General features: G+C 58.5%; 22 protein-coding genes and 2 riboswitches. Of the genes, 10 read left to right on the top strand and 12 right to left on the bottom strand.

What is annotated here, in order from left to right:
* Window positions 1–282: 282 nt before the first annotated feature.
* From Q352_RS0102080 to gcvP, 7 genes are all read left to right on the top strand, one after another.
* Entirely contained in the window at window positions 283–1,515 is a 1,233-nt protein-coding gene (locus tag Q352_RS0102080; RefSeq protein WP_028497899.1) for an arginine deiminase, read from the top strand.
* Between the two features lie 81 nt (window positions 1,516–1,596).
* Complete coding sequence (locus Q352_RS0102075) at window positions 1,597–2,604, top strand: ornithine carbamoyltransferase (protein ID WP_028497898.1); 1,008 nt, start codon at window positions 1,597–1,599, stop codon at window positions 2,602–2,604.
* Between the two features lie 225 nt (window positions 2,605–2,829).
* Entirely contained in the window at window positions 2,830–3,780 is a 951-nt protein-coding gene (gene arcC / locus Q352_RS0102070) for a carbamate kinase (RefSeq protein WP_036385049.1), read from the top strand.
* Between the two features lie 109 nt (window positions 3,781–3,889).
* Window positions 3,890–5,029, top strand: coding sequence for a glycosyltransferase family 4 protein (locus Q352_RS0102065; RefSeq protein WP_028497896.1), 1,140 nt, complete (start codon window positions 3,890–3,892; stop codon window positions 5,027–5,029).
* A gap of 35 nt (window positions 5,030–5,064) precedes the next feature.
* Window positions 5,065–5,162, top strand: a riboswitch (glycine riboswitch).
* A 13-nt stretch (window positions 5,163–5,175) separates the two neighbouring features.
* Window positions 5,176–5,300, top strand: a riboswitch (glycine riboswitch).
* A gap of 32 nt (window positions 5,301–5,332) precedes the next feature.
* Window positions 5,333–6,436 carry a glycine cleavage system aminomethyltransferase GcvT gene (gcvT, locus tag Q352_RS0102060; protein ID WP_028497895.1) on the top strand — a complete coding sequence of 368 codons (1,104 nt, stop codon included), beginning with the start codon at window positions 5,333–5,335 and terminating at the stop codon, window positions 6,434–6,436.
* A 131-nt stretch (window positions 6,437–6,567) separates the two neighbouring features.
* Window positions 6,568–6,951 (top strand): glycine cleavage system protein GcvH, encoded by a 384-nt coding sequence (gene gcvH / locus Q352_RS0102055; RefSeq protein ID WP_028497894.1) that lies wholly within the window; start codon window positions 6,568–6,570, stop codon window positions 6,949–6,951.
* Between the two features lie 83 nt (window positions 6,952–7,034).
* Window positions 7,035–9,893 (top strand): aminomethyl-transferring glycine dehydrogenase, encoded by a 2,859-nt coding sequence (gcvP, locus tag Q352_RS0102050; protein ID WP_028497893.1) that lies wholly within the window; start codon window positions 7,035–7,037, stop codon window positions 9,891–9,893.
* Window positions 9,894–9,966: 73 nt separating this feature from the next.
* Here the strand turns inward: gcvP and Q352_RS0102045 are convergent, their stop codons facing one another.
* The 12 genes from Q352_RS0102045 to Q352_RS0101990 form a co-directional block, all read right to left on the bottom strand.
* Window positions 9,967–11,415, bottom strand: coding sequence for a glycosyltransferase (locus Q352_RS0102045; protein ID WP_028497892.1), 1,449 nt, complete (start codon window positions 11,413–11,415; stop codon window positions 9,967–9,969).
* Window positions 11,416–11,458: 43 nt separating this feature from the next.
* Window positions 11,459–12,598: a dTDP-4-amino-4,6-dideoxygalactose transaminase gene (gene rffA / locus Q352_RS0102040; RefSeq protein WP_028497891.1), complete on the bottom strand. Its 1,140-nt coding sequence runs from the start codon at window positions 12,596–12,598 to the stop codon at window positions 11,459–11,461.
* 56 nt (window positions 12,599–12,654) lie between these two features.
* A complete protein-coding gene (locus tag Q352_RS0102035; protein ID WP_028497890.1) occupies window positions 12,655–13,383 on the bottom strand; it encodes a hypothetical protein in 729 nt (242 codons plus the stop codon).
* A 2-nt stretch (window positions 13,384–13,385) separates the two neighbouring features.
* Window positions 13,386–14,231 carry an AAC(3) family N-acetyltransferase gene (locus Q352_RS0102030; protein ID WP_028497889.1) on the bottom strand — a complete coding sequence of 282 codons (846 nt, stop codon included), beginning with the start codon at window positions 14,229–14,231 and terminating at the stop codon, window positions 13,386–13,388.
* 28 nt (window positions 14,232–14,259) lie between these two features.
* Window positions 14,260–15,015: an SDR family NAD(P)-dependent oxidoreductase gene (locus Q352_RS22605; RefSeq protein ID WP_028497888.1), complete on the bottom strand. Its 756-nt coding sequence runs from the start codon at window positions 15,013–15,015 to the stop codon at window positions 14,260–14,262.
* Window positions 15,015–15,239 (bottom strand): acyl carrier protein, encoded by a 225-nt coding sequence (locus tag Q352_RS0102020; RefSeq protein WP_028497887.1) that lies wholly within the window; start codon window positions 15,237–15,239, stop codon window positions 15,015–15,017. The genes Q352_RS22605 and Q352_RS0102020 overlap by 1 nt, the downstream gene beginning before the upstream one ends.
* A gap of 11 nt (window positions 15,240–15,250) precedes the next feature.
* On the bottom strand, window positions 15,251–16,315 hold the full coding sequence (locus Q352_RS0102015) for a 3-oxoacyl-ACP synthase III family protein (protein ID WP_028497886.1): 1,065 nt from the start codon (window positions 16,313–16,315) through the stop codon (window positions 15,251–15,253).
* Window positions 16,315–16,545, bottom strand: a complete 231-nt coding sequence (locus tag Q352_RS0102010; protein ID WP_028497885.1) for an acyl carrier protein — start codon at window positions 16,543–16,545, stop codon at window positions 16,315–16,317. Before Q352_RS0102010 ends, Q352_RS0102015 begins: the two co-directional genes overlap by 1 nt.
* The gene (locus tag Q352_RS0102005) at window positions 16,542–17,354 is read right to left on the bottom strand and encodes a GNAT family N-acetyltransferase (protein ID WP_028497884.1); all 813 of its coding nucleotides are present in this window, start codon (window positions 17,352–17,354) and stop codon (window positions 16,542–16,544) included. Before Q352_RS0102005 ends, Q352_RS0102010 begins: the two co-directional genes overlap by 4 nt.
* The gene (locus tag Q352_RS0102000; RefSeq protein ID WP_028497883.1) at window positions 17,351–18,883 is read right to left on the bottom strand and encodes an amino acid adenylation domain-containing protein; all 1,533 of its coding nucleotides are present in this window, start codon (window positions 18,881–18,883) and stop codon (window positions 17,351–17,353) included. Before Q352_RS0102000 ends, Q352_RS0102005 begins: the two co-directional genes overlap by 4 nt.
* A 62-nt stretch (window positions 18,884–18,945) precedes the next feature.
* Window positions 18,946–19,404 (bottom strand): adenylyltransferase/cytidyltransferase family protein, encoded by a 459-nt coding sequence (locus tag Q352_RS0101995; RefSeq protein WP_028497882.1) that lies wholly within the window; start codon window positions 19,402–19,404, stop codon window positions 18,946–18,948.
* Entirely contained in the window at window positions 19,401–21,461 is a 2,061-nt protein-coding gene (locus tag Q352_RS0101990; protein WP_028497881.1) for a tetratricopeptide repeat protein, read from the bottom strand. The genes Q352_RS0101995 and Q352_RS0101990 overlap by 4 nt, the downstream gene beginning before the upstream one ends.
* A gap of 262 nt (window positions 21,462–21,723) precedes the next feature.
* Between Q352_RS0101990 and Q352_RS0101985 the strand changes: the two genes are divergently transcribed.
* From Q352_RS0101985 to fliD, 3 genes are all read left to right on the top strand, one after another.
* The gene (locus Q352_RS0101985; RefSeq protein ID WP_028497880.1) at window positions 21,724–22,548 is read left to right on the top strand and encodes a flagellin N-terminal helical domain-containing protein; all 825 of its coding nucleotides are present in this window, start codon (window positions 21,724–21,726) and stop codon (window positions 22,546–22,548) included.
* A 90-nt stretch (window positions 22,549–22,638) separates the two neighbouring features.
* Complete coding sequence (locus Q352_RS19500) at window positions 22,639–23,052, top strand: flagellar protein FlaG (RefSeq protein WP_084299760.1); 414 nt, start codon at window positions 22,639–22,641, stop codon at window positions 23,050–23,052.
* Between the two features lie 120 nt (window positions 23,053–23,172).
* Window positions 23,173–24,501: a flagellar filament capping protein FliD gene (gene fliD, locus Q352_RS0101975; RefSeq protein WP_028497879.1), complete on the top strand. Its 1,329-nt coding sequence runs from the start codon at window positions 23,173–23,175 to the stop codon at window positions 24,499–24,501.
* Window positions 24,502–24,539: the final 38 nt, after the last annotated feature.

Below are 24,539 nucleotides of genomic sequence, written 5' to 3'. Positions count from 1 at the left end.
GTGTTTTGCGTCCTGCTGCCGGGGGGCTCGCGCGATGGATGGCCCTTTACGGAGCGGGGCGGGTGTTCTATACCGTGGCGTGATGAGAGCAGAATTCAGAACGTCCAGCCCCGGCGGGAACATGCCCGCCACCCCCGTCCGTTCCGCGTCGTGTCACGGCGTCACGGCGGCTGGCTGCGTCGTGCGGCAACGAGATGAGTCCACCAGATAGCGCTGTCGGCGGTCCCCGCCCCGGCGCTATTTTTTGTCCCCGCTGAAAAGCACTCAGAGAAGGAGTTCTCCATGTCCCAGTTTGGCGTTCATTCCGAATGCGGCAAGCTGCGAACGGTGATGGTGTGCCGTCCCGGCCTGGCCCACAAGCGACTGACCCCGGGCAACTGCGACAGCCTGCTGTTCGACGATGTGATCTGGGTCGAGCGCGCCCAGAAGGACCATGCCTACTTCGTCAGCCAGATGGAGTCGCGCGGCATCGAGGTGCTGGAGGTTCACGATCTGCTGACCAAGCTGCTCGAGGACCGGGCCGCTCGCGGGTGGATTCTCGACCACAAGATCAAGCCGGACTATGTCGGCGTCGGCATGCTCGGCGATCTGCGTCGCTGGCTGGACGAGATGCCGGCCCAGCAACTGGCCGAACACCTGGTCGGCGGCATTGCCCGTTCCGAATTGCCGTTCGACCCGAAGGGGCTGTTCGGCGGTTATCTCGACCAGTCCGACTTTGTGTTCCCGCCGGTGCCGAACAGCCTGTTCCAGCGTGACCCGAGCTGCTGGATCTACGAAGGCGTGACGCTGAACCCGATGTACTGGCCGGCCCGCCGTCAGGAAACCCTGCTGATGCAGGCGATCTACCAGTTCCATCCGTTCTTCGCCGGCAAGGTCCGCGTCTGGTGGGGCGACAGCGACAAGGATCATGGCGCGGCGACGCTGGAAGGCGGCGACGTGATGCCGATCGGCAACGGGGTCGCCCTGATCGGCATGGGCGAGCGCACCAGCCCGCAGGCCGTGGTGCAGGTGGCGAAGAATGCACTGGGGCAACCCGGCGGCCCGACTCGCGTCATCGCCTGCCAGATGGCCAAGAGCCGCGGTGCCATGCACCTCGATACCGTGTTCAGCTTCCTCGACTACGATTTCGTGTCGGTGTTCCCGGACGTGGTCGACGAAATCGTCTGCACCAGCATGTACGCCGGCGACAAGCCGGGCGAGATCCGTTTCGAACGTCACGAGGGCAAATCCTTCCTTGACGTGGTGGCCAGTGCGCTCGGCATCGGCAAGCTGAAGACGCTGGCGACCGGCGGCGACGCGTTCCAGCGCGAGCGCGAACAGTGGGACGACGGCAATAACGTCGTGGCACTGGATCGCGGCGTGGTGGTTGCCTACGATCGCAACACCTATACCAACCGGCTGATGCGCGACGCCGGTGTCGAGGTGATCGAGATCCCGGCATCCGAGCTCGGCCGCGGCCGTGGTGGTGGCCACTGCATGACGTGCCCGATCGTGCGCGATCCGGTCAACTTCTGATTTCCGGCACTCCTGCCGCGATTGCCGCTGCCCGCGGCATCGCGGCATATCCCGCCCATCCGCTCATTCTGGAGAAACAACATGGCTTTCAATCTGCGCAATCGCCACTTCCTCAAGGAACTCGATTTCACCCCGCGTGAAATTCGCTATCTGCTCGACCTGGCCCGCGACCTGAAGCGCGCCAAGTACAACGGCACCGAGCAGCCGCGCATGAAGGGCAAGAACATCGCGCTGATCTTTGAAAAGACCTCGACCCGCACCCGCTGCGCGTTCGAAGTGGCGGCCCATGACCAGGGCGCCAATGTGACCTATCTCGAACCGAGCGGTTCGCAGATCGGCCACAAGGAGTCGATGAAGGACACCGCCCGCGTGCTGGGGCGCATGTTCGATGCCATCGAGTACCGCGGCTTCAGCCAGGAACTGGTGCAGGAACTGGCCGACTATGCCGGCGTGCCGGTCTACAACGGCCTGACCGACGAATGGCACCCGACCCAGATGCTGGCCGACGTGCTGACCATGACCGAGCACAGCGACAAGCCGCTGTCGCAGATCGCTTACGCCTATGTCGGCGATGCCCGCAACAATATGGGCCATTCGCTGATGATCATCGGTTGCCTGCTGGGCATGGACGTGCGCATCGGTGGCCCGAAGGATCTGCAGCCGGACGAAAAACTGGTGGTCAGGGCCAGGGAAATCGCCAAGGAAACCGGCGCGCGCCTGCTGGTGACCGATGACCCGAAAGCCGCGGTCAAGGGCGTTGACTTTATCCACACCGACGTCTGGGTGTCGATGGGCGAGCCGATCGAAAAATGGGGCGAGCGCATCTCGATCCTGAAGCCGTTCCAAGTCAACAAGGCACTGCTGGAAGCGACCGGCAATCCGCAGACAAAATTCATGCACTGCCTGCCGGCCTTCCACAACACCGAGACCAAGGTTGGCAAGCAGATCGAGCAGCAGTACCCGGAGTTCGCCAAGGGCATTGAAGTGACCGATGACGTGTTCGAAAGCCCGGCGTGCATTGCGTTCGAGCAGGCCGAGAACCGCATGCACACCATCAAGGCCATCATGGTGGCCACGCTCGGCGCCTGACCGGAAACGGTCGGGAGGGGGCAGAACGCCGGTGATCCGGCCAGTGTCGCGCCGGGACAAGCGATTGTCGCGGCCGGCCTGCCGGGAGTCGGCCGGCGCCCCCTAGAATGCGTTCAGGGTATGGCAGACAACCGCCGACGGGCCGGTTTCCGCAAGCCTTTCCCGCACCAGCCGGTGCGGTGACGGACAGGTGGGCATCGTTGCCCTTCGACAAAGGAGTTGGACATGAGCAGAGTTGTGGTCGCACTGGGCGGTAACGCCCTGCAACGCCGCGGTGAGGTAATGACCGCCGACAACCAGCGGAAGAACGTCAGAGTCGCCGCCAAGCAACTGGCGCAGGTCGCCAAGCACCACGAGCTCGTCCTGGCCCACGGCAACGGGCCGCAGGTCGGCCTGCTCGGGCTGCAGAACGAGGCCTATGCCCGTCACGTCGACGACAAGGTCACGCCGTATCCGCTCGATGTGCTCGGTGCCCAGACCGAAGGCATGATCGGCTACATGATGGAACAGGAGCTGGGCAACGAACTGCCGTTCGAAGTGCCGCTGGCCACCATCCTGACCATGACCGAGGTCGATCCGAAAGACCCGGCCTTCGCCAACCCGACCAAGTTCGTCGGCCCGGTGTACTCGAAGGAAGAAGCGGACAAGGTCGCCGCCGCGAATGGCTGGACGGTCAAGGCCGATGGCGAATACTTCCGTCGCGTGGTGCCGAGCCCGAAACCGAAGCGCATTTTCGAAATGCGCCCGATCAAGTGGCTGATTGAAAAGGGTGTGGTGGTGATCGCGGCCGGTGGTGGCGGCATTCCGACCATGTACGACGAAGGCGGCAAGAAACTGGAAGGCGTCGAAGCGGTGATCGACAAGGACCTGGCATCGTCGCTGCTGGCGCGTGAAGTCGAGGCCGATTACTTTGTGGTCGCAACCGACGTGAAGGCCGTGTTCATCAACTGGGGCAAGCCGGACCAGAAGGCGATCAAGCGTGCGAACCCGGACGCGCTGATCAAGCTCGGCTTTGCGGCCGGCTCGATGGGGCCGAAGGTCGAAGCCGCCGCCGAGTTCGCCACGATGACCGGCAAGCGCGCGGTTATCGGTGCGCTTGAGGACATCGAGAAGATCGTCGAGGGTCAGGCCGGCACCATCGTGACGACCGAGATCGACGGCATCGAGTATTACTAAGTACCTTCCGGCCTATCCTGGCTGACCTCTTTACCGCGCCTGCTGGCGCGGTTTTTGTTTCCCGGGTGCTAGAATCACCGCCGCATTCCACTCTTTACCGGGTCACACCATGTCCGCCAGACACGCCGTCATCGCCATTCGCCAGCTGGAGAAGAACACCGGCGCCAGCCGGGTTGCCTTTTCACAGGCGGCGCTGCTGCGACAGGCGGGCTACCGGGTGACCCTGCTGGCCGAACGCGCCAACGAGGCGCTGGTGGCCGAGCGCGATTGCGAACTGGTTCGCCTCTGGCGCTGGCCGCTGCGCGGTGCCTTTCGCCGCCAGTGGTTCAATCGGCGCGTGCAGGCATGGTGCCGCCGTCATCACCCCGACCTGCTGATCAGTCATGGCGATGCCGAAACCCCGAACGTACTGTTCCTGCACAACTGCGTGCATCTGGCCTCGCAGAAGATTCACGGCAAGCCGCTGCCGGCCGGGCACGAGGTTGCGCTGCTGCACGACCGCATCCTGTCGGCGCAGGCGTTCGACGTTATCGGCGTCAATTCGCGGATGATGGGCGACGAGGTCATCCGTCGCTACGGCATCCCCGCCGACAAGGTCCGGGTATTCCACCCCGGTTATGACGCGGGGCAGTTCAACACCGATGATCGCGCGGCCCGGCGTCTGGCCGGGCGTGCGGCAGTCGGCGTCGATCCGTCGGCCACTCTGGTCGGGCTGGTGACGTCCGGTGACTTCAGCAAGCGCAATGTTGCCGGCTTTATCGACGCAGCGGCGAAACTGGTGGCGCTGGCGCCGGACCGGGACTGGCGCTTCCTGGTGGTCGGCAAGGACCGCTTCGACAGCTACCGCCAGCAGGCGGAGCGGCTCGGCATCGGCAACCGGGTCATCCACTCGCCGGTCATGGACAATGTGGCCATGCTGTATCCGGCGCTGGACCTGTTCGTGCTGCCGGCCCATATCGAGGAGTTCGGTCTGGTGGCGCTGGAGGCGATGGCCTGCGGTACGCCGGTGCTGCTTGGCGACCATGTCGGCGCGTCCGAGCTGCTGCCGGCTACCCCTGAATGGCAGCAGCGCATCCTGCCGGCTGCCGACAGCACACGCTGGGCCGAGGCAATACGTGATTCGGTTGCCGATCAGGCCGGGTCCGAGGCCCGGGCGCTGGCGCTGGCCAGCCAGCTCGGACCGTGGCAATACGCGCAGCAGCAGGCCGCCATGCAGCACTTTTTCGAGCAGATCGCCGCCGCGCACTGAGACGGTTGCATCGCGACCGGACCGGCCCGATAATGCGCGGGCATGCAGGAGAGTGTGGCGTGGAAACACGACCACCGCCGAAGGCGCAAGCGCACCCGCACAATCGCTCAGGCAAATGGACTGCATGCACGGCACGGCTGCATTGTGCCAATCACTCTGGAGAGCGGCGCCGCCAGCACGGCGCACACCGAAGGGGCTAACGACGGGACGCCGGACCTGAAAACGGTTCGCCCCGCCGGAAAATCTCAGGTGCCGGGACAGAGGGGTGTCAATCGTCCATTGCCCCTTTGATATTGGCCCGACATGACCGCATCGCTCCTCACCACCCCGTTCCACGCCCTGCATATCGAAGCCGGCGCCAAAATGGTTCCGTTCGCCGGCTGGGACATGCCCATCCATTACGGCTCGCAGCTCAAGGAGCACGAGATCGTCCGCCAGGATGCCGGCATGTTCGACGTATCGCACATGACCGTGGTTGACCTGACCGGAGAGGGCGCGCGCGACTACCTGCGTCACCTGATCGCCAACGACATCGACAAACTCGCGCCGGTCGGCAAGGCGCTGTACGCCGGCATGCTGAACGAAGCCGGCGGTGTGATTGACGACCTGATCGTCTATCTGACCGACTGGGGCTACCGCGTGGTCGTCAACGCCGGCACCCACGACAAGGATCTGGCGTGGATGCGCCGCCAGATCGAAGGCTATGCCGCCACGTTGACCGAACGCCCGGACCTGGCGATGCTCGCCGTCCAGGGCCCGACCGCCATCGACCGCTTCTGTGCCGCTCAGCCGGCCATGGCCGAGCGGGTCCGCGCGCTGAGCGTGTTCCAGGGCCTGCCGTTCAACAATGGCGCGGATGGCTGGTTTATCGCCCGTACCGGTTATACCGGCGAAGACGGACTGGAAATCATCCTGCCGGCGGCCGAAGCCGCCGGCCTGTGGCGCGATCTGCTGGCAGCCGGCGTGCAGCCGACCGGTCTTGGCGCTCGCGACACCCTGCGTCTCGAAGCCGGCATGAACCTGTATGGCCACGACATGGACGACAACGTCAGTCCGCTCGAAGCCGGCATGGGCTGGACGCTGGACCTGAAAGACCCGGCGCGCGACTTTGTCGGCCGCAAGCCGGTCGAGGCGCTGAAGGCCGCCGGCCCGAAGCTGAAGCAGGTCGGCCTGATGCTCGAGGGCCGTGGCGTGCTGCGCGAAGGCATGACCGTGCTGGTCGACGGCCTCGGCGAGGGCGTGATCACCAGCGGGACCTTCTCGCCGACGCTGAAGCAGTCGATTGCGATTGCCCGCGTGCCGGCCGCGACCGGTGCCACGGTGGCGGTCGATATCCGTGGCCAGCGCGTGCCGGCCCGGGTGGTGAAAATGCCGTTCGTCCGCAACGGCAAGAAAGTCTGCGAATAAACGGAAACGGTGCCGGTGACGGCGCCGTTTTGCTGTCTCTGCCGTGACTGCTGTCACGGCGCCCCCTTTTTTGTCAGTATGGCGGGCGGGCAGTACCCGCCGGTCGAAAATCGAATCTAACGGAGTTATCCATGAGCCACATCCCCGCCGATCTGAAGTACGTTGCCAGTCACGAGTGGATCCGTCGCGAAGCCGACGGCACCGTGACCATCGGCATCACCCATCACGCACAGGAACTGCTGGGCGACATCGTCTACGTTGAGCTGCCGGCCGTCGGCAGCGTGCTGGCCGATGGCGCCGGCGCCGGCGTGGTCGAGTCGGTCAAGGCCGCCAGCGATGTGTACAGCCCGCTGGCCGGTGAAGTGATCGAAGTGAACGCCGCGCTGGAAAGCGCGCCGGACACCGCCAACACCGACCCGTATGGCGAAGGCTGGTTCTTCAAGATGAAGCCGGCCAATGCCGCCGACGTCGACGCGCTGCTCGACGCCGACGCTTACGCGAAGGAAGTGGGCTAAAACGCCTGGCGGGCCGTGCTGTTGCACGGCCCGTTGCACGTTGCCCGCACGATTGCCCCGACCACGAACGTACTGTTTCCGCCATGACTACGCTGCAACAACTCGAACACACCGACGCCTTTGTCGCGCGGCATATCGGCCCGAGCGATGCTGACGTGAGCGCCATGCTCGCCGTCCTCGGCCTCGATTCGCTGGACCAGCTGACTACCCAGACCGTGCCGGCCGACATCCTGCGCGCCGATCCGCTGCCGCTGCCCGGCGCCATCCCCGAGCATGTCGCCCTCGCCGAGCTGGCCGGCATCGCCGGCAAGAATGTCCTGGCCAGGTCCTTTATCGGGCTCGGCTACCACCCGACGCTGACGCCGAACGTGATTCTGCGCAATGTGACGGAAAACCCCGGCTGGTACACCGCCTATACGCCGTACCAGGCCGAAATCGCCCAGGGCCGGCTGGAAGCGCTGCTGAACTTCCAGCAGATGGTCATCGACATGACCGGGCTGGAACTGGCCAATGCCTCGCTGCTCGACGAAGCCACGGCCGCCGCCGAAGCGATGGCGATGGCGCGCCGGGTGTCGAAGGCACGCGGGCAGGTGTTCTTTGTCGACAGCCAGGTGCTGCCGCAGACCTTCGATGTGCTGAAGACGCGTGCGGCCGAATTCGGCTTCGAGCTGGTCAGCGGTCATCCGGAAGAAGCGGTCAATCATGAGCTGTTCGGCGCGCTGTTCCAGTACCCGGGCGCTGACGGTGAAGTCAGCGACCTGAGCGCCTATATCGCGGCGGCGCAGCAGAAGGGCGCCATCGTCACCGTGGCGGCCGACATTCTGGCGCTGGCGCTGCTGAAGTCGCCGGGCGAAATGGGGGCCGACATCGCCGTCGGCACCACCCAGCGCTTCGGCATTCCGATGGGTTTTGGCGGCCCGCATGCTGCCTATTTCGCCAGCCGCGACGCACACAAGCGTTCGACCCCGGGGCGCCTGATCGGCGTGTCGATCGACGCCAAGGGCAAGCGCGCCCTGCGCATGGCACTGCAGACCCGCGAACAGCATATCCGTCGCGAGAAAGCCAATTCGAACATCTGCACCTCGCAGGTGCTGCTGGCCAATATGGCCGGCTTCTTCGCCACCTATCACGGCCCGGCCGGCATCAAGCGCATCGCCGCGCGCGTGCACCGCCTGGCCTGCCTGTTCGCCGATGGCGTGCGCGCCAGCGGCGGCCATGTCGCCAGCCAGACCTTCTTCGACACCGTGCGCGTGCAGACCGGCGCCGCCACCGAATCGGTGCTCGCCACCGCGCGTGCCGCCGGTTACAACCTGCGCCGTGTCGATGCCGGCACCGTTGCCGTCGCCTTCCACGAAGTCGCCACCGGCGCCGATGTGGTCGAACTGGTGCGCTTCATTACCGGCAAGACGGTCGATGTGGCCGCACTGGACGCCCGCGTCGCCGACCAGTTCCCGGCCGCGCTGAAGCGCGAGTCGGCCTATCTGACGCATCCGGTCTTCAATTCGCATCACAGCGAAACCGAAATGATGCGTTACCTGAAGAAACTGCAGAACCGCGACCTGGCACTCGATCACGCCATGATCCCGCTCGGCAGCTGCACCATGAAGCTGAACGCCGCCAGCGAAATGACGCCGATCACCTGGCCGGCCTTCGGTGGCGTGCACCCGTTCGCCCCGCGCGAACAGGTTCAGGGCTATCTGGAGCTGGTCGACGGCCTGTCCGAACAGCTGAAGGCCATAACCGGTTTCGACGCCATCAGCCTGCAGCCGAACTCCGGTGCCCAGGGTGAATATGCCGGTCTGCTGTGCATCCGCCGCTATCTGGACAGCAAGGGTCAACAGGCGCGCAGGATCTGCCTGATCCCGACCTCGGCCCACGGCACCAACCCGGCCAGCGCGCAGATGATGGGCATGGAAGTGGTACCGGTCGCCTGCGACGACAACGGCAATATCGACGTTGCCGATCTGAAGGCCAAGGCCGAGCAGTACCGCGACACGCTGGCCTGCCTGATGCTGACCTACCCGTCGACTCACGGCGTGTTCGAGGCGGCGATCCGCGACATTATCGACACCGTGCATGCGCACGGCGGTCAGGTCTATTTCGACGGTGCCAACCTGAATGCCCTGGTCGGTCTGGTGCGTCCGGCCGATATCGGCGCCGACGTGTCGCACATGAACCTGCACAAGACCTTCTGCATCCCGCACGGCGGCGGCGGCCCGGGCGTGGGCCCGATCGGCATGAAGGCGCATCTGGCGCCGTTCGCGCCGAACCATGCGGTGACGCCGATCGCCAATGGCTCGGAAGGCCAGAGTGCCGTGTCGGCCGCGCCGTTCGGCAGCGCCTCGATCCTGCCGATCAGCTGGATGTACATCCGCATGATGGGGGGCGCCGGCCTGCGTCGCGCCACCCAGGTTGCCCTGCTGAGCGCGAACTATGTCGCCAAGCGGCTGGAAGGGGCCTACCCGATCCTGTACCGCGATGCGAACGGCCGTGTCGCCCACGAGTGCATCGTCGACCTGCGTCCGCTGAAGGCGGAAACCGGCATCACCGAAGTCGACGTCGCCAAGCGGCTGATGGACTACGGTTTCCACGCGCCGACCATGAGCTTCCCGGTGGCCGGCACCATCATGATCGAGCCGACCGAAAGCGAATCGCGCGCCGAGCTGGAACGCTTTATCGACGCGCTGCTGGCGATCCGCGAGGAAATCCGCAAGGTCGGCGATGGCGAATGGCCGCGTGACGACAATCCGCTGAAGCATGCGCCGCACAGCATTGCCGACGTGACCGGCGAATGGACGCGCCCGTACCCGCGCGAACAGGGCCTGTTCCCGCTGCCGTATGTGGCAGAGAACAAGTTCTGGCCGTTCGTGAACCGTATCGACGATGTGTATGGTGACCGCAACCTGGTGTGCAGCTGCCCGCCGATGAGCGAATACCAGTAATCTGCAGTCAATGAAAAACCCCGGTCAGCAGTTGCTGACCGGGGTTTTTCTTGTGCGGCAGACAAGGACTGGATCAGGCCAAAGAAGGAATTCCAATCTCGGTGAGGAATTTTCTGTACGCGTCATTGCTGCCATCTTTTTCTGCCGCTATTTTTTTGGCCAGTTTCTTTTGTTGCAGGTAAAACCCTTGGTCATTGATGCAGGTACTCAGATAGGCCAGGATATCTTCATCGCTTTCAAATGAAAAATCAGAGCCAACAATGCTGTGGACGTCCCCATAGCAGTAGGTAATGACAGGGACGCCCTGATAGAGCGCTTCAAACGCAGACGAGCCGCCACCTCGCCGCGAAGGATTGACATAAAAGTGAGCCGAGCGGTACATCTCTGCGGTGTCTGGTACAAAGCCGATCTGTGTCATGCAGTCGAGCAGGGCATGCTCGTCAGCATAGTTCAATATATTCTCATCCAGTGCTTCGCCCGCAAAAACAAAACGGGCATTGCTGATGGTGTTTTTTATCTTCCGCATCAGCAGGATGAAGTTTTTGTTGACCTCTCGCGCCAAACGCCGTCCAACAATGGCAAAAACAATTTCGTCTTCCCGCATGTCAAGATTATTGCTGCGGTTGGCATTCTTCATGTGATGAAATAGAGGAATTTCAACTTCGATGACATTGTCTGTTACACCAAGCTTCTCCAGCAGTGCGTGCTCATTGTTGTTCAGTTTTTTGGGGAAAATGGCCGGGGCACGGACAGAGGCAACAGGTGTTTCTACTGAGGTGTGATAAACAATGCATTTGTTGGTTCTTGCCAGCAGGTCGGCGAATATATTGGCATCACCAACAGAAATGATATCAACATTCTGAGCGATTATGTCCTGGAAAATTCCGTTGAAGTTGCTGATTTTCTCTTCCAGACTTCCTGCCAGTTGGTAGAATTCGAACTGGTTATCTTCAAATATGACCTGGCTTGTCTGACTGCCATTTTCCTGCAGTGTGAAGCCCATTCCGGTGTGCAGGTTTATATCAATCCCGGCATTTGAAAATTGCGGGATATTAGTGGCGTAAAAAAGCCCGGAGAAAAAAGGGTCGGGGATGCAATAAGTGTCGCAATTTATAATGATGGGGTTGAAGCCGAGTTTTTTCAGATAGATGCAGTGAGTCAATGCCGCAATGGTCGGGGCATGCTGGGAGTCAAGGAACTGGCCCGTGAGTACAACAATATCAGCCGTATTCTTTTCTGCAGCCCTGCATGGAGGCGGCGCATCGCTGCAGGCTAGCCGTTCACTCCGGATAAATAGTGTTTCATAAGCTTTGTACATCAATATTTTTTGATCATCAAAGCTGTTTTCCTGACTCAGAGAAAACCATATGCGATAAGTTGTGTAATATATTTTTGCCATTTCATCCAGTGAAAACTCATTGGGGCTGGATATGATGGTAAAAAATAAAGACTTGATCGCGTCAATATTGTCCCTGTGAGCAAGGGACAACATGTACTCAATATCGTTCTTGAAGGTGCTCATTATTTTCCTGACTGAAATGATTGCGCGTAATTTTCTGAATTGATCAGCTTATCGCGCTAGTCAATACGTCCACAATAACCTCTTGCTGTGCTTCACTGAGCCCCACCCACAGAGGCAATCGCAGAAGGCATTCCGAATTGCTGTCAGTAACGGCCAGCGTTCCATGAACCTTGCCGTAGCGCTTGCCTGCCGGCGAATTGTGCAAGGGAACATAATGGAAAACCGAGTGAATGCTGTGCTGCTTTAACTGTGCGATAACGCCCTGCCGGTCGATTTCAGGGGCAAGCAATATGTAATACATGTGGGCGTTGTGCTGGCAAGATTCCGGGATGCAAGGTCTGCGCAGTCTGCCCTTTGATTCAAGGTGCTCAAATGCGGCATGGTAACGATCCCAGATGGCAAGCCGATGATCCGTGATGGCATGGGCTTCTTCAAGTTGTGCCAGCAGAAAAGCGGCAACAAGCTCACCAGGCAGGAAGGAGGAGCCGACTTCCTGCCAGGTATATTTGTCTACCTCACCTCTGAAAAATTGACTGCGATCCGTTCCTTTTTCACGGATGGTTTCCGCGCGAAGGACCGTGGCGCTATCATTTAGCAGTAAAGCGCCACCTTCTCCTGAAATGACATTTTTCGTTTCGTGAAAGCTGTATGCGCCAAAATCACCGATGCTGCCCAGGGCTTTCCCTTTATAGGTCGCCATCAATCCTTGTGCGGCATCTTCCACCACTTTCAGATTGTGAGTACGCGCAATTTCCATGATGCGGTCCATCTCACAAGCAACCCCGGCATAATGAACCACAACAATGGCCCGGGTTTTTGGCGTGATGGCATCTTCAATCAGATTTTCATCCAGATTTTGAGTGTCAGGCCGGATGTCAACAAAAACGGGAACGCCACCCCGAAGCACAAATGCATTGGCTGTGGACACAAAGGTGTAAGAGGGCATGATGACTTCATCTCCGGGGCAGATGTCCAGCAGCAGTGCTGCCATCTCCAGTGCCGCCGTGCAAGAGTGGGTCAATAGCGCTTTCTTGCAGCCCGTATTCTCTTCGATCCAATGATGGCATCGCTTGGTGAACGGCCCATCCCCTGATAATGCATTGTTGAGCTTGGCCTGAGTGATATACTCAAATTCCTTGCCTGTCATGTAAGGACGGTTAAACTCAATTTTTGCATTATTCATTTTAATGACCACTCATCATTGATCTGGCTAGGGTTGCGATATCTGTCAATCAAAAACTACTGGTACAATTTCCTCATCACTGCATAGGTTTCCAGCACCCGAAATCCTAACTTTCCAATCTCCAGATTGAACACTGCGTAATTGATGGCAGAGATATGTGTCGTTGCACGGCGGATACCATCGGCCAGCATCTGATTGAAACAGTAGTAAGACGAGATGACGCCAAGGCCAAGCGTTTTGTAATCAGGGTGAACGCCACCAAGTAGCAGGCGTACTTCACCGGGGGCCGTATGGCAGTGGGTCCTGAAGGCGAGCGTGGTGCCCGATACCGGATCATACAGGCGCCAGACTTCTTCACTGGCACTGTTGAAGGATTTCAGTACATACTCGCGATAGCGGGTGCCTGATACACCCGGGGCCATATTGACGTCCGTTGTGTACCGGTCATGGGTAATCGTCTTGCCTGCAATATCCAGAACAGAGGACAACATCTCCTCGCTTGTGACGCGCTGGTATTGATAAGGAAACCGAGAAACGTCATGCTGCCGCGTGAATCTGATGCTGGATTTTATCTGGCACTCGACAAAATTGAACCCGTTTCTTTCCAGTAAATGAATAAGCGGCAAATTCTCCATTCCCACCCGGCAAGAAACGTAGATCGGCTGGAATTGAGCCTGGTAAGCAGCTTCTTCTGCGGCAAAATTGTCATCGACGACAAGGTCCTGCAGGGAGAGGACATTTCTGCCCAGAACCTTTGAATCGATGTCGATAAGCTCGATTTTCATGATCAGAGTGCCACCATCTTCCGGGGGACAAATGTCGGGTCAGGAACAATTTCCGAAAAACATTCGTGAATGAAATAATCCGGATTGTCTTTCAGCAGCGCCAGGTAAAGCTGCTTTGCATCCGGCTCGCTGACACAACCAATCGTGGTGTCGCCGAATGGCACCGTTCGTTGCAAGCCCCTGGATGTCAACATTCGACCGTATGTATAGCTTGCCTCGTTAGCCGTCACATTGTTATAACGTACAAATAGCGAATAAGTATCTTCGATAGATGTGCCGTTCTCGATAATGGTGCCGTTAAAATTCCGCTGGTAGCGGTATGGAACCTGTGCAAGCCATTCCAGATAGTGCATATAGGTGAAGCAGTCGCCCAGATCTACGCCAAGGAAAAGAAATTTGACGCCATCCTTGTTGCTCAATCTGTCGAATGTGGAGTTCTTGCCGACAGAGTCGTGGCCGAGATTTTCTACCAGATCCCGATCGCGTCCTACCATCGCCACCGACATCAAGGGATCGACGGAGCGAATGGCTTCTGGGCGCTGGCGAATGTATTCGTTGAGGGCGCCCATGTGCGAGCGCGTTTTCTCGACATCATAGACATCGCCATTGCAGAAGCTGAATGTGAACGTGGGCACGCACAATGTTTCGACGCCAAGTTCTTGCAGGGTTTCATACAGTGCCTGCAGGAGCGCCGAACGTTTCAATTCCGGGTTGGGTGTGCCGAATGACAATGCGGAATGCATATAAAGAATCTTGCAGTCATTGGCTCCGACTGCTTTTAGCGCTTCCAGCAGGTCGCCTCGGGTTAGCCAGCAGCCATTACTGTTGAATAATCTTTGGCTTTTCATTCATTTATTCCAGAACATATTAAAATAATTACTTCAAAGACATATTTGCAGTGCGGCCGCCATCCACTACAATTTGCTGCCCTGTGATCCAGCGAGCCTGATCGGAAAGCAGGAAGGCGGCGGCGGCGGCGGGGTCTTCCGGCTTTCCGCTGCCTAGCGGATATTGCTGGGCCAGATTGGCCATGATTTGGGGGTCGGAAAATGCCATTTTTGCCAGTGGCGTTTCAATCGCCCCCAGTACCATGGAATTGACCCGGACCGCAGGCGCCAATTCAACGGCGAGCGCCCGCATCGCTGAATCCAGCGCGCCCTTGCTGGCACAATAAAGCGTGTAGCCTCTTGCGCCGAACTGGCTCCATATACTGGAAACAAACAATATGTTTCTGAGCTTTCCCTGATTGACTTTTTTCCTGGTCAGCACACCTGTTATTTCCATGGCCGACGTGAAATTGACTGTCATTATTTCCTGGGCTGCAGCATGGGTCAGGCTGCGGGCTGGCAAGATTTTCACGATGCCTGCACAGTGAACAAAGCTGTCTGCCGCGATCTGGTTTTCTGCCAGAAAATCGGCAAGGCTCTGGCCCAGATCATCTGCATGACTGAGGTCATGGGCCCAGATCAAATGGTCGTCACCATGACAAAGCTGCCGCGTTTCTTCCAGCTGGGCGACATTGCGGCCATGGAGAATGAGCCTGCGTTCCTCTGACAGGCGCACTGCCAGGGCTCGCCCTATACCGGATGAAGCCCCGGTAACAAGGCAGAAATCCCCTTCACCCCTTGCCATTATTTGGCTCGACTCTGCACCAGCGCAGCCAGATCTCCGACCGTAATGACGGGCACCAGATCCGTGGCCAGAATATTGACATGGTAATCCTGGTCAAGCATGGCCAGAATGCTAAGCACCGTCAGCGAGTCCCACAGCTCGAAATCACGCAGAACGGCATCTGCGCTGACTTCCTCAATGCCGACTTCAAGAATTTCAGCCAATTTTGCATAAAGTGTGTTCATCTTGATCTTTCTTATCGGTAATCAATCGTGTCGCAGAAGCGAAGGTTGCCCATGCGCATGTACATTGAGGCCCATGTCAGCCCGACACCAAAGCCTGCCAGGCAAAGGCGAAGCTGACCATTCAGCAGTTCGTTCTTGAGGTTGTGAGCCAGTACGGCAGGAATGGTCACGCCGCTGCTATTGCCAAAATTTTCCACAATATTGCTTGGCATTTTATCAAACGGGATGCCAATCTTGTGTGCCAATTTTTCCAGCATGAAGCGATTGGGTTGGTGGAATGCGTAATAGTCGATGTCATCATGCGACACCTGGGCTGAAGTCAGCAACGATTCAATCATTGGGGGGACTTCTACCTGCACAAAATTGAAAACAGCACTACCATCCATCCGCAAATGATCTTTGGCACGAAGATTGTTGTCGCCGACATCTTCCAGTGCTGCTGTTTCACTGGATGACGGAAGCCTGAATCCACCTGCAGGAATCATTAGTGCCTCGCGGCCGGTGCCATCCATTTTCAGATTGGCGAAAATATCTTGTTGCCCCCCTCTCTCCACGAGGGTAATAGAGGCAGCATCGCCAACAAGCGGGTAGCTATTACGGTCCTTTGGAGAGACTTTTCTGCTGAGAACATCAACATTTATCAGCACGACGCGGCGGATGCTGTCTTGCTCCAGCATCATGAAGGCCTGCATCAAGCCGACAAGGAATCCGGCGCATCCCTGGCAGATATCCAGACAAAAAAGATCCTGCTTGAGTTTCAGGCGGCCTTGAATAACGCTGCTGGTCGATGGCATGAGGTAGTCGGGCGACTGGGTCACGACGATCATGGCATCGAAATCTTCCTTGCCCAGCAGGCCATTGCTGAACAGGTGCTCAAGGCCAAACACGGCAAGATCAGATGCGCAAGTATTGTCATCCACCACACGGTGACGATCATAGCCCATGACTTCCTTGAGTTTCATGGAGCGCGACTCAGGGAAGTTGAACTGCTTCATGTCATCGACAAAAGTCCGCTCGTTCGCGGGAAGAACGAGCAGCAGGCCTGAGCAGGTCTTGTCGTGATATTTGAAGTCCATTAAATGGCCCCGCTTCTGATCAGCAAGGCTTCAATGGCTTCCGTTTGGGAAAAATTCTCTGGCACGATATCTGCACCATCAATGGAGATGCCAAAGGTTTTATCAAGGGCTGAAACCAGCATGATCATGTCAAACGAATCCAGCAAGCCATCTGAAATGAAATCGGTCGATTGGGTAAAGTCAGATTCGGGTCTGATATTAATGAGAATTTCAATAATCCGATTTTTCATTTGGCCGCATCCTTGCGCATGACTTGATCAATCAGATTGTCGGGGGCAAAGCCGTAGTGTTCATATTTGGCAATTGCATTTTCATTGTCCTCGACAACCCATAGTAAAATTCTTTTGGCCGTGGCAGTGTGATCAAAAAATGCATGCATCAATTTTGAACCGATGCCTTCATTTCTGTATCTTTCGTCCACAAACCAGTAGCGAACACTTGCCGTCACACCTTGTTGCTGAAAATAAAGAAAACCGGCGAGGTCATTGTTCTTTCGAACAACAAAAATCTCCCCTTGTCGTGCTGCTGCCTGCAATTCATCAAAAGCGGGGATTTGCTCGCTATGTCGGTCAAATGCATGCTGCAAAATAGCATGAACAGCATTCGCCTCATCCTCGCGAGCGACAGCAACGGTCTTGTCTCTGATGGATGGTGTTGACCTGCTGTTTACCCGTACTAATCGCCGCAGGTTTCTGTATTTATAAAAACCTGCCTGCTCAAAGACACTGACCAGTTCTGCGGTGGCCTCGCTGGATCCAACAAGGTCGCACACCAGGAGATTTTCTGCCGGCAAGTCCTGCAACGCTGCCTGTAGCTCGGCCGGCGCACCGGCTGAAAAATGGACATGGAAGAAATCGTCGCTTTTTCTCAGAATGAGAGCAGCAGCTCCCCGCGAAGCTTCAAAGAGTTCTTCGTTTTTCAGCCACATGTCCAGCTTTTCCCGTGATGGGAAAAAATTCGTTATGTAGTGAGTAGCCGACCGCTTGCCCTCACTGATAATCAGCTGAACCTCCTGCGGGGTAGTCAGTAGTTTCATCATTCACCAAAGTACGAGTCAGCCAGTTTTTTTCTATCAATTTTTCCGTTTGGATTCATTGGCAGTGCACCGAGTTGATGGAATGCGGTCGGTATCATGTACTTGGGCAGACGTGCTACAAGTTTGGTACGGATTTGAGCCGGGGAGAGCGCAATGTCAGATTCAAAAAACAGAGTAATCTCTTTTTTGGGCGCATTGTATAGCACACAACCATTTTTTATTTCTGTAATGGCGAGTGCTGCAGATTCTGTTTCTGCAAGCTCGATGCGGTAGCCCAGATGCTTTATCTGGTAGTCCTTGCGACCCGCAAACATGATCTCGCCATGCTCGTTTTTATAAACCAGGTCACCGGTTCGATAAATCCGCTCCGGATAATGCGGGTTTAACGGGTTTTGCGTGAAAGCCCTTGCCGTCTGTTCCGGGTTGTTGTAATAGCCAAGCGCGAGAGAGCTGCCACGCACACAAAGCTCACCCTGCTCGCTGCCCGAGGCGAGCGTGTCGTTTTCCTTGATAATCAGGATGTCGGAGTTCCGGCAAGGCAACCCGATAGGGATTGACTCGTCGTCGGAAAAGTCACGATCAATAACAAAATACGTGCAATCGACCGTGATTTCAATCGGGCCATAAAGATTCACGAACTCAGCGTTGACCAGTTTTTTTCGCCAGTAATTCAAATGCTTTGTCGGGAAAACCTCTCCGGCAAAAAATATGCGACGCAGGCAGCTCAGATTCCGATTTTCCAGCAAATTCATGTTTGCCATGGTCACCATGATGGTGGGTACCCAGAACAAGAATGTAGTTTGCTGGTCTTCCAGAAATTGTGCCAGCTTGGCCGGGAATGCGGCCAAATGCTCCGGGATGATGGCGATGGTGCAACCCCGAGCCAGGCTAACGTAGAGTTCCAGGGAGTAAATGTCGAAATAAAACGGAGAGAGGCTCCCGATAACATCGGATGAGCTGAATTCAAAACGCGTCAGGCACCAGTCGATGAAGTCAATGATGCTGCGATGGTGCATCACGACACTTTTTGGCGTGCCTGTTGATCCCGATGTATTGATGATGCAAACCGGATCCGTATCAATGACGGCATGACGCCGGGCTGCTAGCTGTTCTGCATCATGCTGCGGGGCAGACGTCAATATTTCATCAATGAAAATCAGCTTCTGTCTGTCGATGCCTATGGCCAGCAGGGCCGCCGCCATGCTGGCATCCGTGATGATCAATACCGGATCAAGATTGGCCAGCAATTTCTCCAGTCGTTGAACCGGAGACTTGCTGTCGAGATTGGTATAGCAATGGCCACTGTAGAGTATGCCCAAATTGGCAATGATCGTGCCGGCCCCTTTGGGCAGGAATACCGCAATGGGACGCCCGATCTGGTCTGCTGCTTTCATGATCTGACATGCGCAGCTCTTGGCCCGTTGCTCAAGCTCACGGAATGTATACTCTCGCGCATTATCAATGACCGCAATCCGGTCAGGCGAGTGCTTGAGGGCTCCCTCTTCCAGATACTCCAGAACATTCAACTGCATAGCGCTACCTTGGATTTGATATTTTGCGTACTTCCCAGTGCGGGACGGTATCTTGCGCAGGGTTACTCGAAATTCCTGACAATGCTTTCCAGCAGTCCCAGCGCATCCTTGATCTTGAGCAGGTTGTCCCTGTCGACTGCCTTCAGCGTGTCCTTGATCGTGGTGCTGGAAATGCCGGCGGTGCGCGGCAGGTAGATGACCTCGCACGCGTCCTTCAACTCGTCGAACTTGCCGACCCAGTCGTCCCCCATGCCGAGCACGTCAGCCTTCAGCCGGACAATGTCGTGGCGCTTTTGCGCCCAGTCGTTTTCCGGGATCACGCTGTGCACGCAGCGGATATTGGCGACAATCTCGGCGCGTTCCGCGTAGGGAATGAAGGTGGCCTTGCCCTTGGTCGCGTTGAACTCGTCGGTCGACACCCCGACCACTAGCCGGTCGCCGAGCGAACTCAGGCGTTCCAGCAGGCGCAGGTGACCGATATGGAACAGATCGAAGGTGCCGTAGGTCAGGACCGTTTTCATGCCAGATCCCGTTCGCGGATAAAGGCTTCGACCTGGTCCAGAATCGGATGGGGGCCCCATTTGCGGATCTGCTTCGCGTAGGACAGCGTTTTGGCCCAGCGCCGCGAACGCAATGCCGAGAACAGCCGCTCGTAGCCATAGAAGCTGCACAGGTCCTTCGATTCCGGTGTCAGACAGTAGCCGGCGACCACGGCATCGAAGCCCGGGTCCGGAATCCGCCATTCACTGCCGTAGATGTCTTCGAAGAAGCGTTCCGGCGATTCCGGTGCCAGGAACTCGACACCGAGGAAGGGCAGCGGCTTCAGTTCGAAACCGCGGTAGCGCCAGCGCAGCTTCATGGCTCCCCGGTCGAAGCCCTCCAGGCAACTGTCGCCGTCGCGGTGGAAGAAGAACATGTCGATGATGATGTCGGTCGGCTTGTGGTGCAGCGCGGACACCCAGGCGTTCGGGGCGAGCATGGTGTCCGGCACCATGAAGTCCGGATCGTCGTTGAAGGCGCCGACAATGGCTTCGCGCGACACGTCCGACCACAGGCCGAAGTCCATGTCCTTGTCGAACGGCAGCAGGTCGCCGTCGCGGATGATGCCGAGCAGCGTGCCGCCGATCAGGAAGAACGGCACCCCGGCCCGGGTCAGGGTCTCGTGGGCGGCCAGCAGGGCGACATGGGCGTCATGGACGACCATGTACTGTTCCTTCTTCTCCTCGAACATCTGCTCCGGCGGCAATTCGGCCAGTTCGATCAGCTTCTGTTCGATGGCATGGTGGACCGAGCTGAACGCCTTCTCGATATCGCCCTGTTCGCACTCGACCACCGACACGTTAAGGTACAGCTCGGGGTTGTCCGGCCACTTGCTTTCGGCCTGATCGAAAACATCGTGCGCCTGATCGTACTTCTGCTGCTGCGACAGGCAGGCGATCAGCGAGGTATAGCCCCACAGGTTTTCCGGATTCAGTGCCATGGCGCGCCGGTAGGCGACTTCGGCCATGGTATGGGCGTTGAGCTTGCTCAGCAGCGAACCGAGGTCGGTATGGATATCGTCATCGTCCGGTGCCAGGTGGATGGCGAACATCAGGGCATACATTGCCTGCTCGGGATCGCCGGCGGTGTAATGCGCGCGGCCGAGCAGCACCCAGCAGCGCGCCGAGGTCGGGAACTTGTCGCAGATGTACTGTGCCACTGCGATTGCTTCGTCATAGCGGCGTTCGCGTGACAGCAGACCGGCGAGCAGGGCGGCACCGTCCGGATGGTCCTGGGCACCAAGACGCAGCATGTCGATGGCCTCGGCGTGTTCGCCACGGGCGGCATAGTACATGCCGAGTTCCAGGCAGGTGTCCAGACTGGGCGCCAGCTCATGACTGCGCAGCAGGGCGGTGCGGGCAGCCTCGGTCTTGCCGAGACCCATGGCCGTCAGCGCCAGACTGTAGAACACATCGGCGCGTTCGCTCAGGCGCTGGCTGGCACGTTCGAGCAGCGGCAGCGCCTCATCGTATTTTTTCTGCAGCAGCTTGACGTTGCCGAGCTGGAAACTGGCTTCGGCATCGTCCGGCTGGCGGGCCAGCTCTTCGCCACACACCCGCCCGGCCTGCTCCAGCAGACCGGCCGGTGCCTGAATGTCCTTGAACAGCGTGGTCTTGTTCGAGTCGTCGACCTGGCGCGCGCGCGCCAGCGCTTCGCGGGCTTCCGCCGTGTCTTCGCAGACCAGGCTGTCCAGCCAGTGCGACACGCCACGGTAGATCTGGCCGGTACTGTCATGGGTGCGGGCGATGCTGCGCTGGATTTCCGCCTGCAGCGGCGCATTGCCCTGATCCGGCCAGCGGGCACGGGTTTCCATCAGTGCGGCTTCCAGAATCACGTGCGCGTCATCCACCAGTCCGGCATGCGCCGCCAGTTGCCCCAGCCCGAGCAAGGCCACCGGGTCGGCCGGGTCCTGTGCCAGTTGCTCGTGCAGCAAGGCCTCTGCTTCAGGGAGCTGGCCCTGTTCGGCCAGGTCGGCGGTCGTTTTCAGGATGGCGAGATCGGAAATTGTCGGGGCGGGGGTCTTGCAGTTGGACATCATGTTCTCGGTCAGGAGTGGAGTGTGCGCGTAAAACCTATATAGATGGTCTCACCCGGAAGGCATTCTATGGCGGATTCGGCTGACAGTGCCGATCGAATGTTCCGTCACTCTATCGGCCTGTTGCAATCAAATTTGATGCCCAACTAGAAAATTTGCAAAAGACCCCTAAAGCCAACGCAACTGGCTCCGATAAAGCTTGTGACCCGGAAGGAAGTACCGGCACCCAACCCACCGAACAACCGTCGCCTGCTTGGAGATCATCATGGCAATCTACGTCAACACCAATATTTCGTCGCTGAATGCGCAACGTAACCTGACCACCTCGGGCAGCGCACTGGCTACCTCGCTGCAACGCCTGTCGTCGGGCCTGCGCGTCAACAGCGCCAAGGACGATGCCGCCGGTCTGGCCATCGCTTCGGGCATGGATTCGCAAGTTCGCGGTAGCAACCAGGCTATCCGTAACGCGAACGACGGCATCTCGCTGGCGCAAACCGCTGAAGGCGCGCTGTCGCAAATCCAGGAAAACACGCAGCGTATGCGCGAATTGACTGTACAAGCGTCGAACAGCACCGTGTCGACAACTAACCTGAAACAAATCAAGAAGGAAATGGATGCCCTGGGCGCGGAAAACAAGCGTCTGGTGTCCAGCACCAAATTCAACGGCCAGACCTTGTTTAGCTCTGCTTCCGCCAAGAGCTTCAACTTCCAGGTAGGTGCCAACAGCTCGGCCAACGACCAGATCAAGGTGACCATCGCCAAACTGGCCTTCTCGCAAGCTGCTAGCGCTGCCACCCTTAGCAGCAACACCAACGCTCGCGCCCTGCTGACCAAGTTTGACAACGACCTGAAGACCCTGGCCAACGCTCGCGCCGACCTGGGTGCCACGCAAAACCGCTTCAGCGCCGTGGTCAGCAACCTGCAAAACTACGTTGAAAACATCTCGGCTTCGAAGAGCCGTATCGTTGACGCCGACTTCGCTTCGGAAACTGCTACGATGACTCGTAACCAGATCATCCAGCAAGCTGGTACCGCCATGCTGTCGCAAGCCAACCAGCTGCCGCAGACCGCGCTGTCCCTGCTGAAGTAATTTCGGTAACGGGGATCTGATCCCCGTAGCGTGAACGGGGCCCCGGCCAGCCAGTCTGTGTCCGGGGCCTATTGACGTCAGGAGAGATCCATGCAGATCAACCCCTCGGCAACACCCATACAGCCGGCTGTCGCAGACGCGCGACAACCGTCCACATTGCCGCAGTTTGCCGGCCATGCGCCCGCGACGCCCGTGCTGACCAGCACCGCCGTTGCGCCTGTTCATGGTGCCGAGAGTTTGCGCAATGACGCCGATGCCGCTCGCGCCAAGGACCAGCAGAAGCCGGATGCGCTGCAGAAGTCGGTCCAGCAGTTCAATCAGACCATGCAACTCATGCAGAGCGATCTCGAGTTCTCGGTCGATGAAGACACCAAGATGCGTCTGGTCAAGGTCGTCAATCGCGAAACCAATGAAGTGATTCGCCAGATACCCAATGAGCAGATCGTCCAGTTCGCCAAAGTGTTTGACGAACTGCGCGGGCTGCTGCTCTCGGACAAGGCTTGATCCGGGATATCATCATTCATCATGCAGGCGTGCCGGGTCCGATCGTATGTCGGGCTGTCCGGTCGGCGAGGTCCGGCCGGTTCATATCGCACGACATGCGGCTAGTCGAGAGGAAATAACGTGGCTTCCATTACCGCCGCCGGCGCGGGCTCCGGCCTGAATATCGAAAGCATCGTCAGTGGTCTGATGTCGGTTGAACGGCAACCGCTGACCAAACTGCAGACGCAGGCAAGCAAGTACAACACGCAGGTATCGGATATCGGCAAGCTGACGTCCGCACTGTCCAGCCTGAAGACGGCTGCGCAGAAACTGTCCAGCTACGATTTTCTCGATGCAAACACGGCAACCAGCAGTGACCTGACCGCAATCACGGTCAAGGCCGACGGTACGGCGAGCAACGGCACCTATGCGATCCAGACGACGCAGATGGCCAGCGCGCAGGCCGACGTGTACGACCTGGGGGGGATGACCGACGGCAAGCTGACGTTCGGTGCCGCAGGCACGAACCCGGCGACCATCACTGTCAATGGCAAGACCGTCAATCTCGGCACCGGCGAGGTCAAGCTGACCCCGGCCGAGCTGGCGGCGAAAATCAATGGCGCCGGTGTCGGCGCGACCGCAATGCCGATTACCGACAAGACCGGCCAGCAACGGTTGGTGATCAGCGGTCAGAAGACTGGCGCGATCGACGGCGTAATCGGGACGACCAGCTTTGCCTCGCTGACCGGCGGCAGTGCCGCATTGAACGCGACTGACTCCAAGGCACCGAAAAATGCCGAATTCACCATCAACGGCATCTCTGCCGTCAGTCAGAGCAACAGTGTTTCGGGCGTGATCGGCGGCCTGACCTTCACCCTGCAAAAAGAAGGTATTGGATCGGTGACGGTGGGGCGCGATGATGATGCGATCGCCAAGAAGGTCGACGATTTCGTTACCTCGTACAATGCCGTCGTCTCGCAACTGACATCGATGAAGAGCGGTTCGTTCGGCAACGACAGTCTGCTGCGCTCGGTCAAGGATCAGTTGTACGCTGCTGTGTCCGCGCCGACCGACAAGACCAATGCCGCTCCGGGCCCGGCGGACTATTCGCCGCTGGCCAGTCTCGGCATCAAGCTCGGTGTCGGCGGCAGCCTGGTGTTCAACAAGACCGACTTCACCAAGGCGCTGGCCAAGGATGCTGACGGGGTCAAGGCGGCGTTTGCCAGCAATGCGGAAGGCGTGACCGGCACGGTCAATACCCTGACCGATCCGGACAAGGGCCTGGTGACCAACCGCAAGAGCACGCTCGATGCGAACGTGAAGGCGAACAGCAGCAAGCAGGAGCTGATGTCGGCGCAACTGGTGAAGACCGAGGCGCGGCTGCGCGCGCAGTACGGCGCGCTGGATGCCTCGCTGACCAAAATGCAGTCGTCTCTGGCCAACATGAAGAGCATGCTGGGCATTAGCTGATAGCATACGGTTTTTGATCTAGACGGCGACGTGCCGGC

Origin of the sequence: Microvirgula aerodenitrificans DSM 15089, assembly GCF_000620105.1 — a bacterium.
Lineage (GTDB): Bacteria > Pseudomonadota > Gammaproteobacteria > Burkholderiales > Aquaspirillaceae > Microvirgula > Microvirgula aerodenitrificans.
This window is presented reverse-complemented; position numbering and strand designations above follow the sequence as displayed.

Coding starts and splice junctions, on each gene's coding strand:
- Q352_RS0102080 (WP_028497899.1), top strand. CDS start 283: ATGTCCCAGTTTGGCGTTCATTCCGAATGCGGCAAGCTGCGAACGGTG.
- Q352_RS0102075 (WP_028497898.1), top strand. CDS start 1,597: ATGGCTTTCAATCTGCGCAATCGCCACTTCCTCAAGGAACTCGATTTC.
- arcC (WP_036385049.1), top strand. CDS start 2,830: ATGAGCAGAGTTGTGGTCGCACTGGGCGGTAACGCCCTGCAACGCCGC.
- Q352_RS0102065 (WP_028497896.1), top strand. CDS start 3,890: ATGTCCGCCAGACACGCCGTCATCGCCATTCGCCAGCTGGAGAAGAAC.
- gcvT (WP_028497895.1), top strand. CDS start 5,333: ATGACCGCATCGCTCCTCACCACCCCGTTCCACGCCCTGCATATCGAA.
- gcvH (WP_028497894.1), top strand. CDS start 6,568: ATGAGCCACATCCCCGCCGATCTGAAGTACGTTGCCAGTCACGAGTGG.
- gcvP (WP_028497893.1), top strand. CDS start 7,035: ATGACTACGCTGCAACAACTCGAACACACCGACGCCTTTGTCGCGCGG.
- Q352_RS0102045 (WP_028497892.1), bottom strand. CDS start 11,415: ATGAGCACCTTCAAGAACGATATTGAGTACATGTTGTCCCTTGCTCAC.
- rffA (WP_028497891.1), bottom strand. CDS start 12,598: ATGAATAATGCAAAAATTGAGTTTAACCGTCCTTACATGACAGGCAAG.
- Q352_RS0102035 (WP_028497890.1), bottom strand. CDS start 13,383: ATGAAAATCGAGCTTATCGACATCGATTCAAAGGTTCTGGGCAGAAAT.
- Q352_RS0102030 (WP_028497889.1), bottom strand. CDS start 14,231: ATGAAAAGCCAAAGATTATTCAACAGTAATGGCTGCTGGCTAACCCGA.
- Q352_RS22605 (WP_028497888.1), bottom strand. CDS start 15,015: ATGGCAAGGGGTGAAGGGGATTTCTGCCTTGTTACCGGGGCTTCATCC.
- Q352_RS0102020 (WP_028497887.1), bottom strand. CDS start 15,239: ATGAACACACTTTATGCAAAATTGGCTGAAATTCTTGAAGTCGGCATT.
- Q352_RS0102015 (WP_028497886.1), bottom strand. CDS start 16,315: ATGGACTTCAAATATCACGACAAGACCTGCTCAGGCCTGCTGCTCGTT.
- Q352_RS0102010 (WP_028497885.1), bottom strand. CDS start 16,545: ATGAAAAATCGGATTATTGAAATTCTCATTAATATCAGACCCGAATCT.
- Q352_RS0102005 (WP_028497884.1), bottom strand. CDS start 17,354: ATGATGAAACTACTGACTACCCCGCAGGAGGTTCAGCTGATTATCAGT.
- Q352_RS0102000 (WP_028497883.1), bottom strand. CDS start 18,883: ATGCAGTTGAATGTTCTGGAGTATCTGGAAGAGGGAGCCCTCAAGCAC.
- Q352_RS0101995 (WP_028497882.1), bottom strand. CDS start 19,404: ATGAAAACGGTCCTGACCTACGGCACCTTCGATCTGTTCCATATCGGT.
- Q352_RS0101990 (WP_028497881.1), bottom strand. CDS start 21,461: ATGATGTCCAACTGCAAGACCCCCGCCCCGACAATTTCCGATCTCGCC.
- Q352_RS0101985 (WP_028497880.1), top strand. CDS start 21,724: ATGGCAATCTACGTCAACACCAATATTTCGTCGCTGAATGCGCAACGT.
- Q352_RS19500 (WP_084299760.1), top strand. CDS start 22,639: ATGCAGATCAACCCCTCGGCAACACCCATACAGCCGGCTGTCGCAGAC.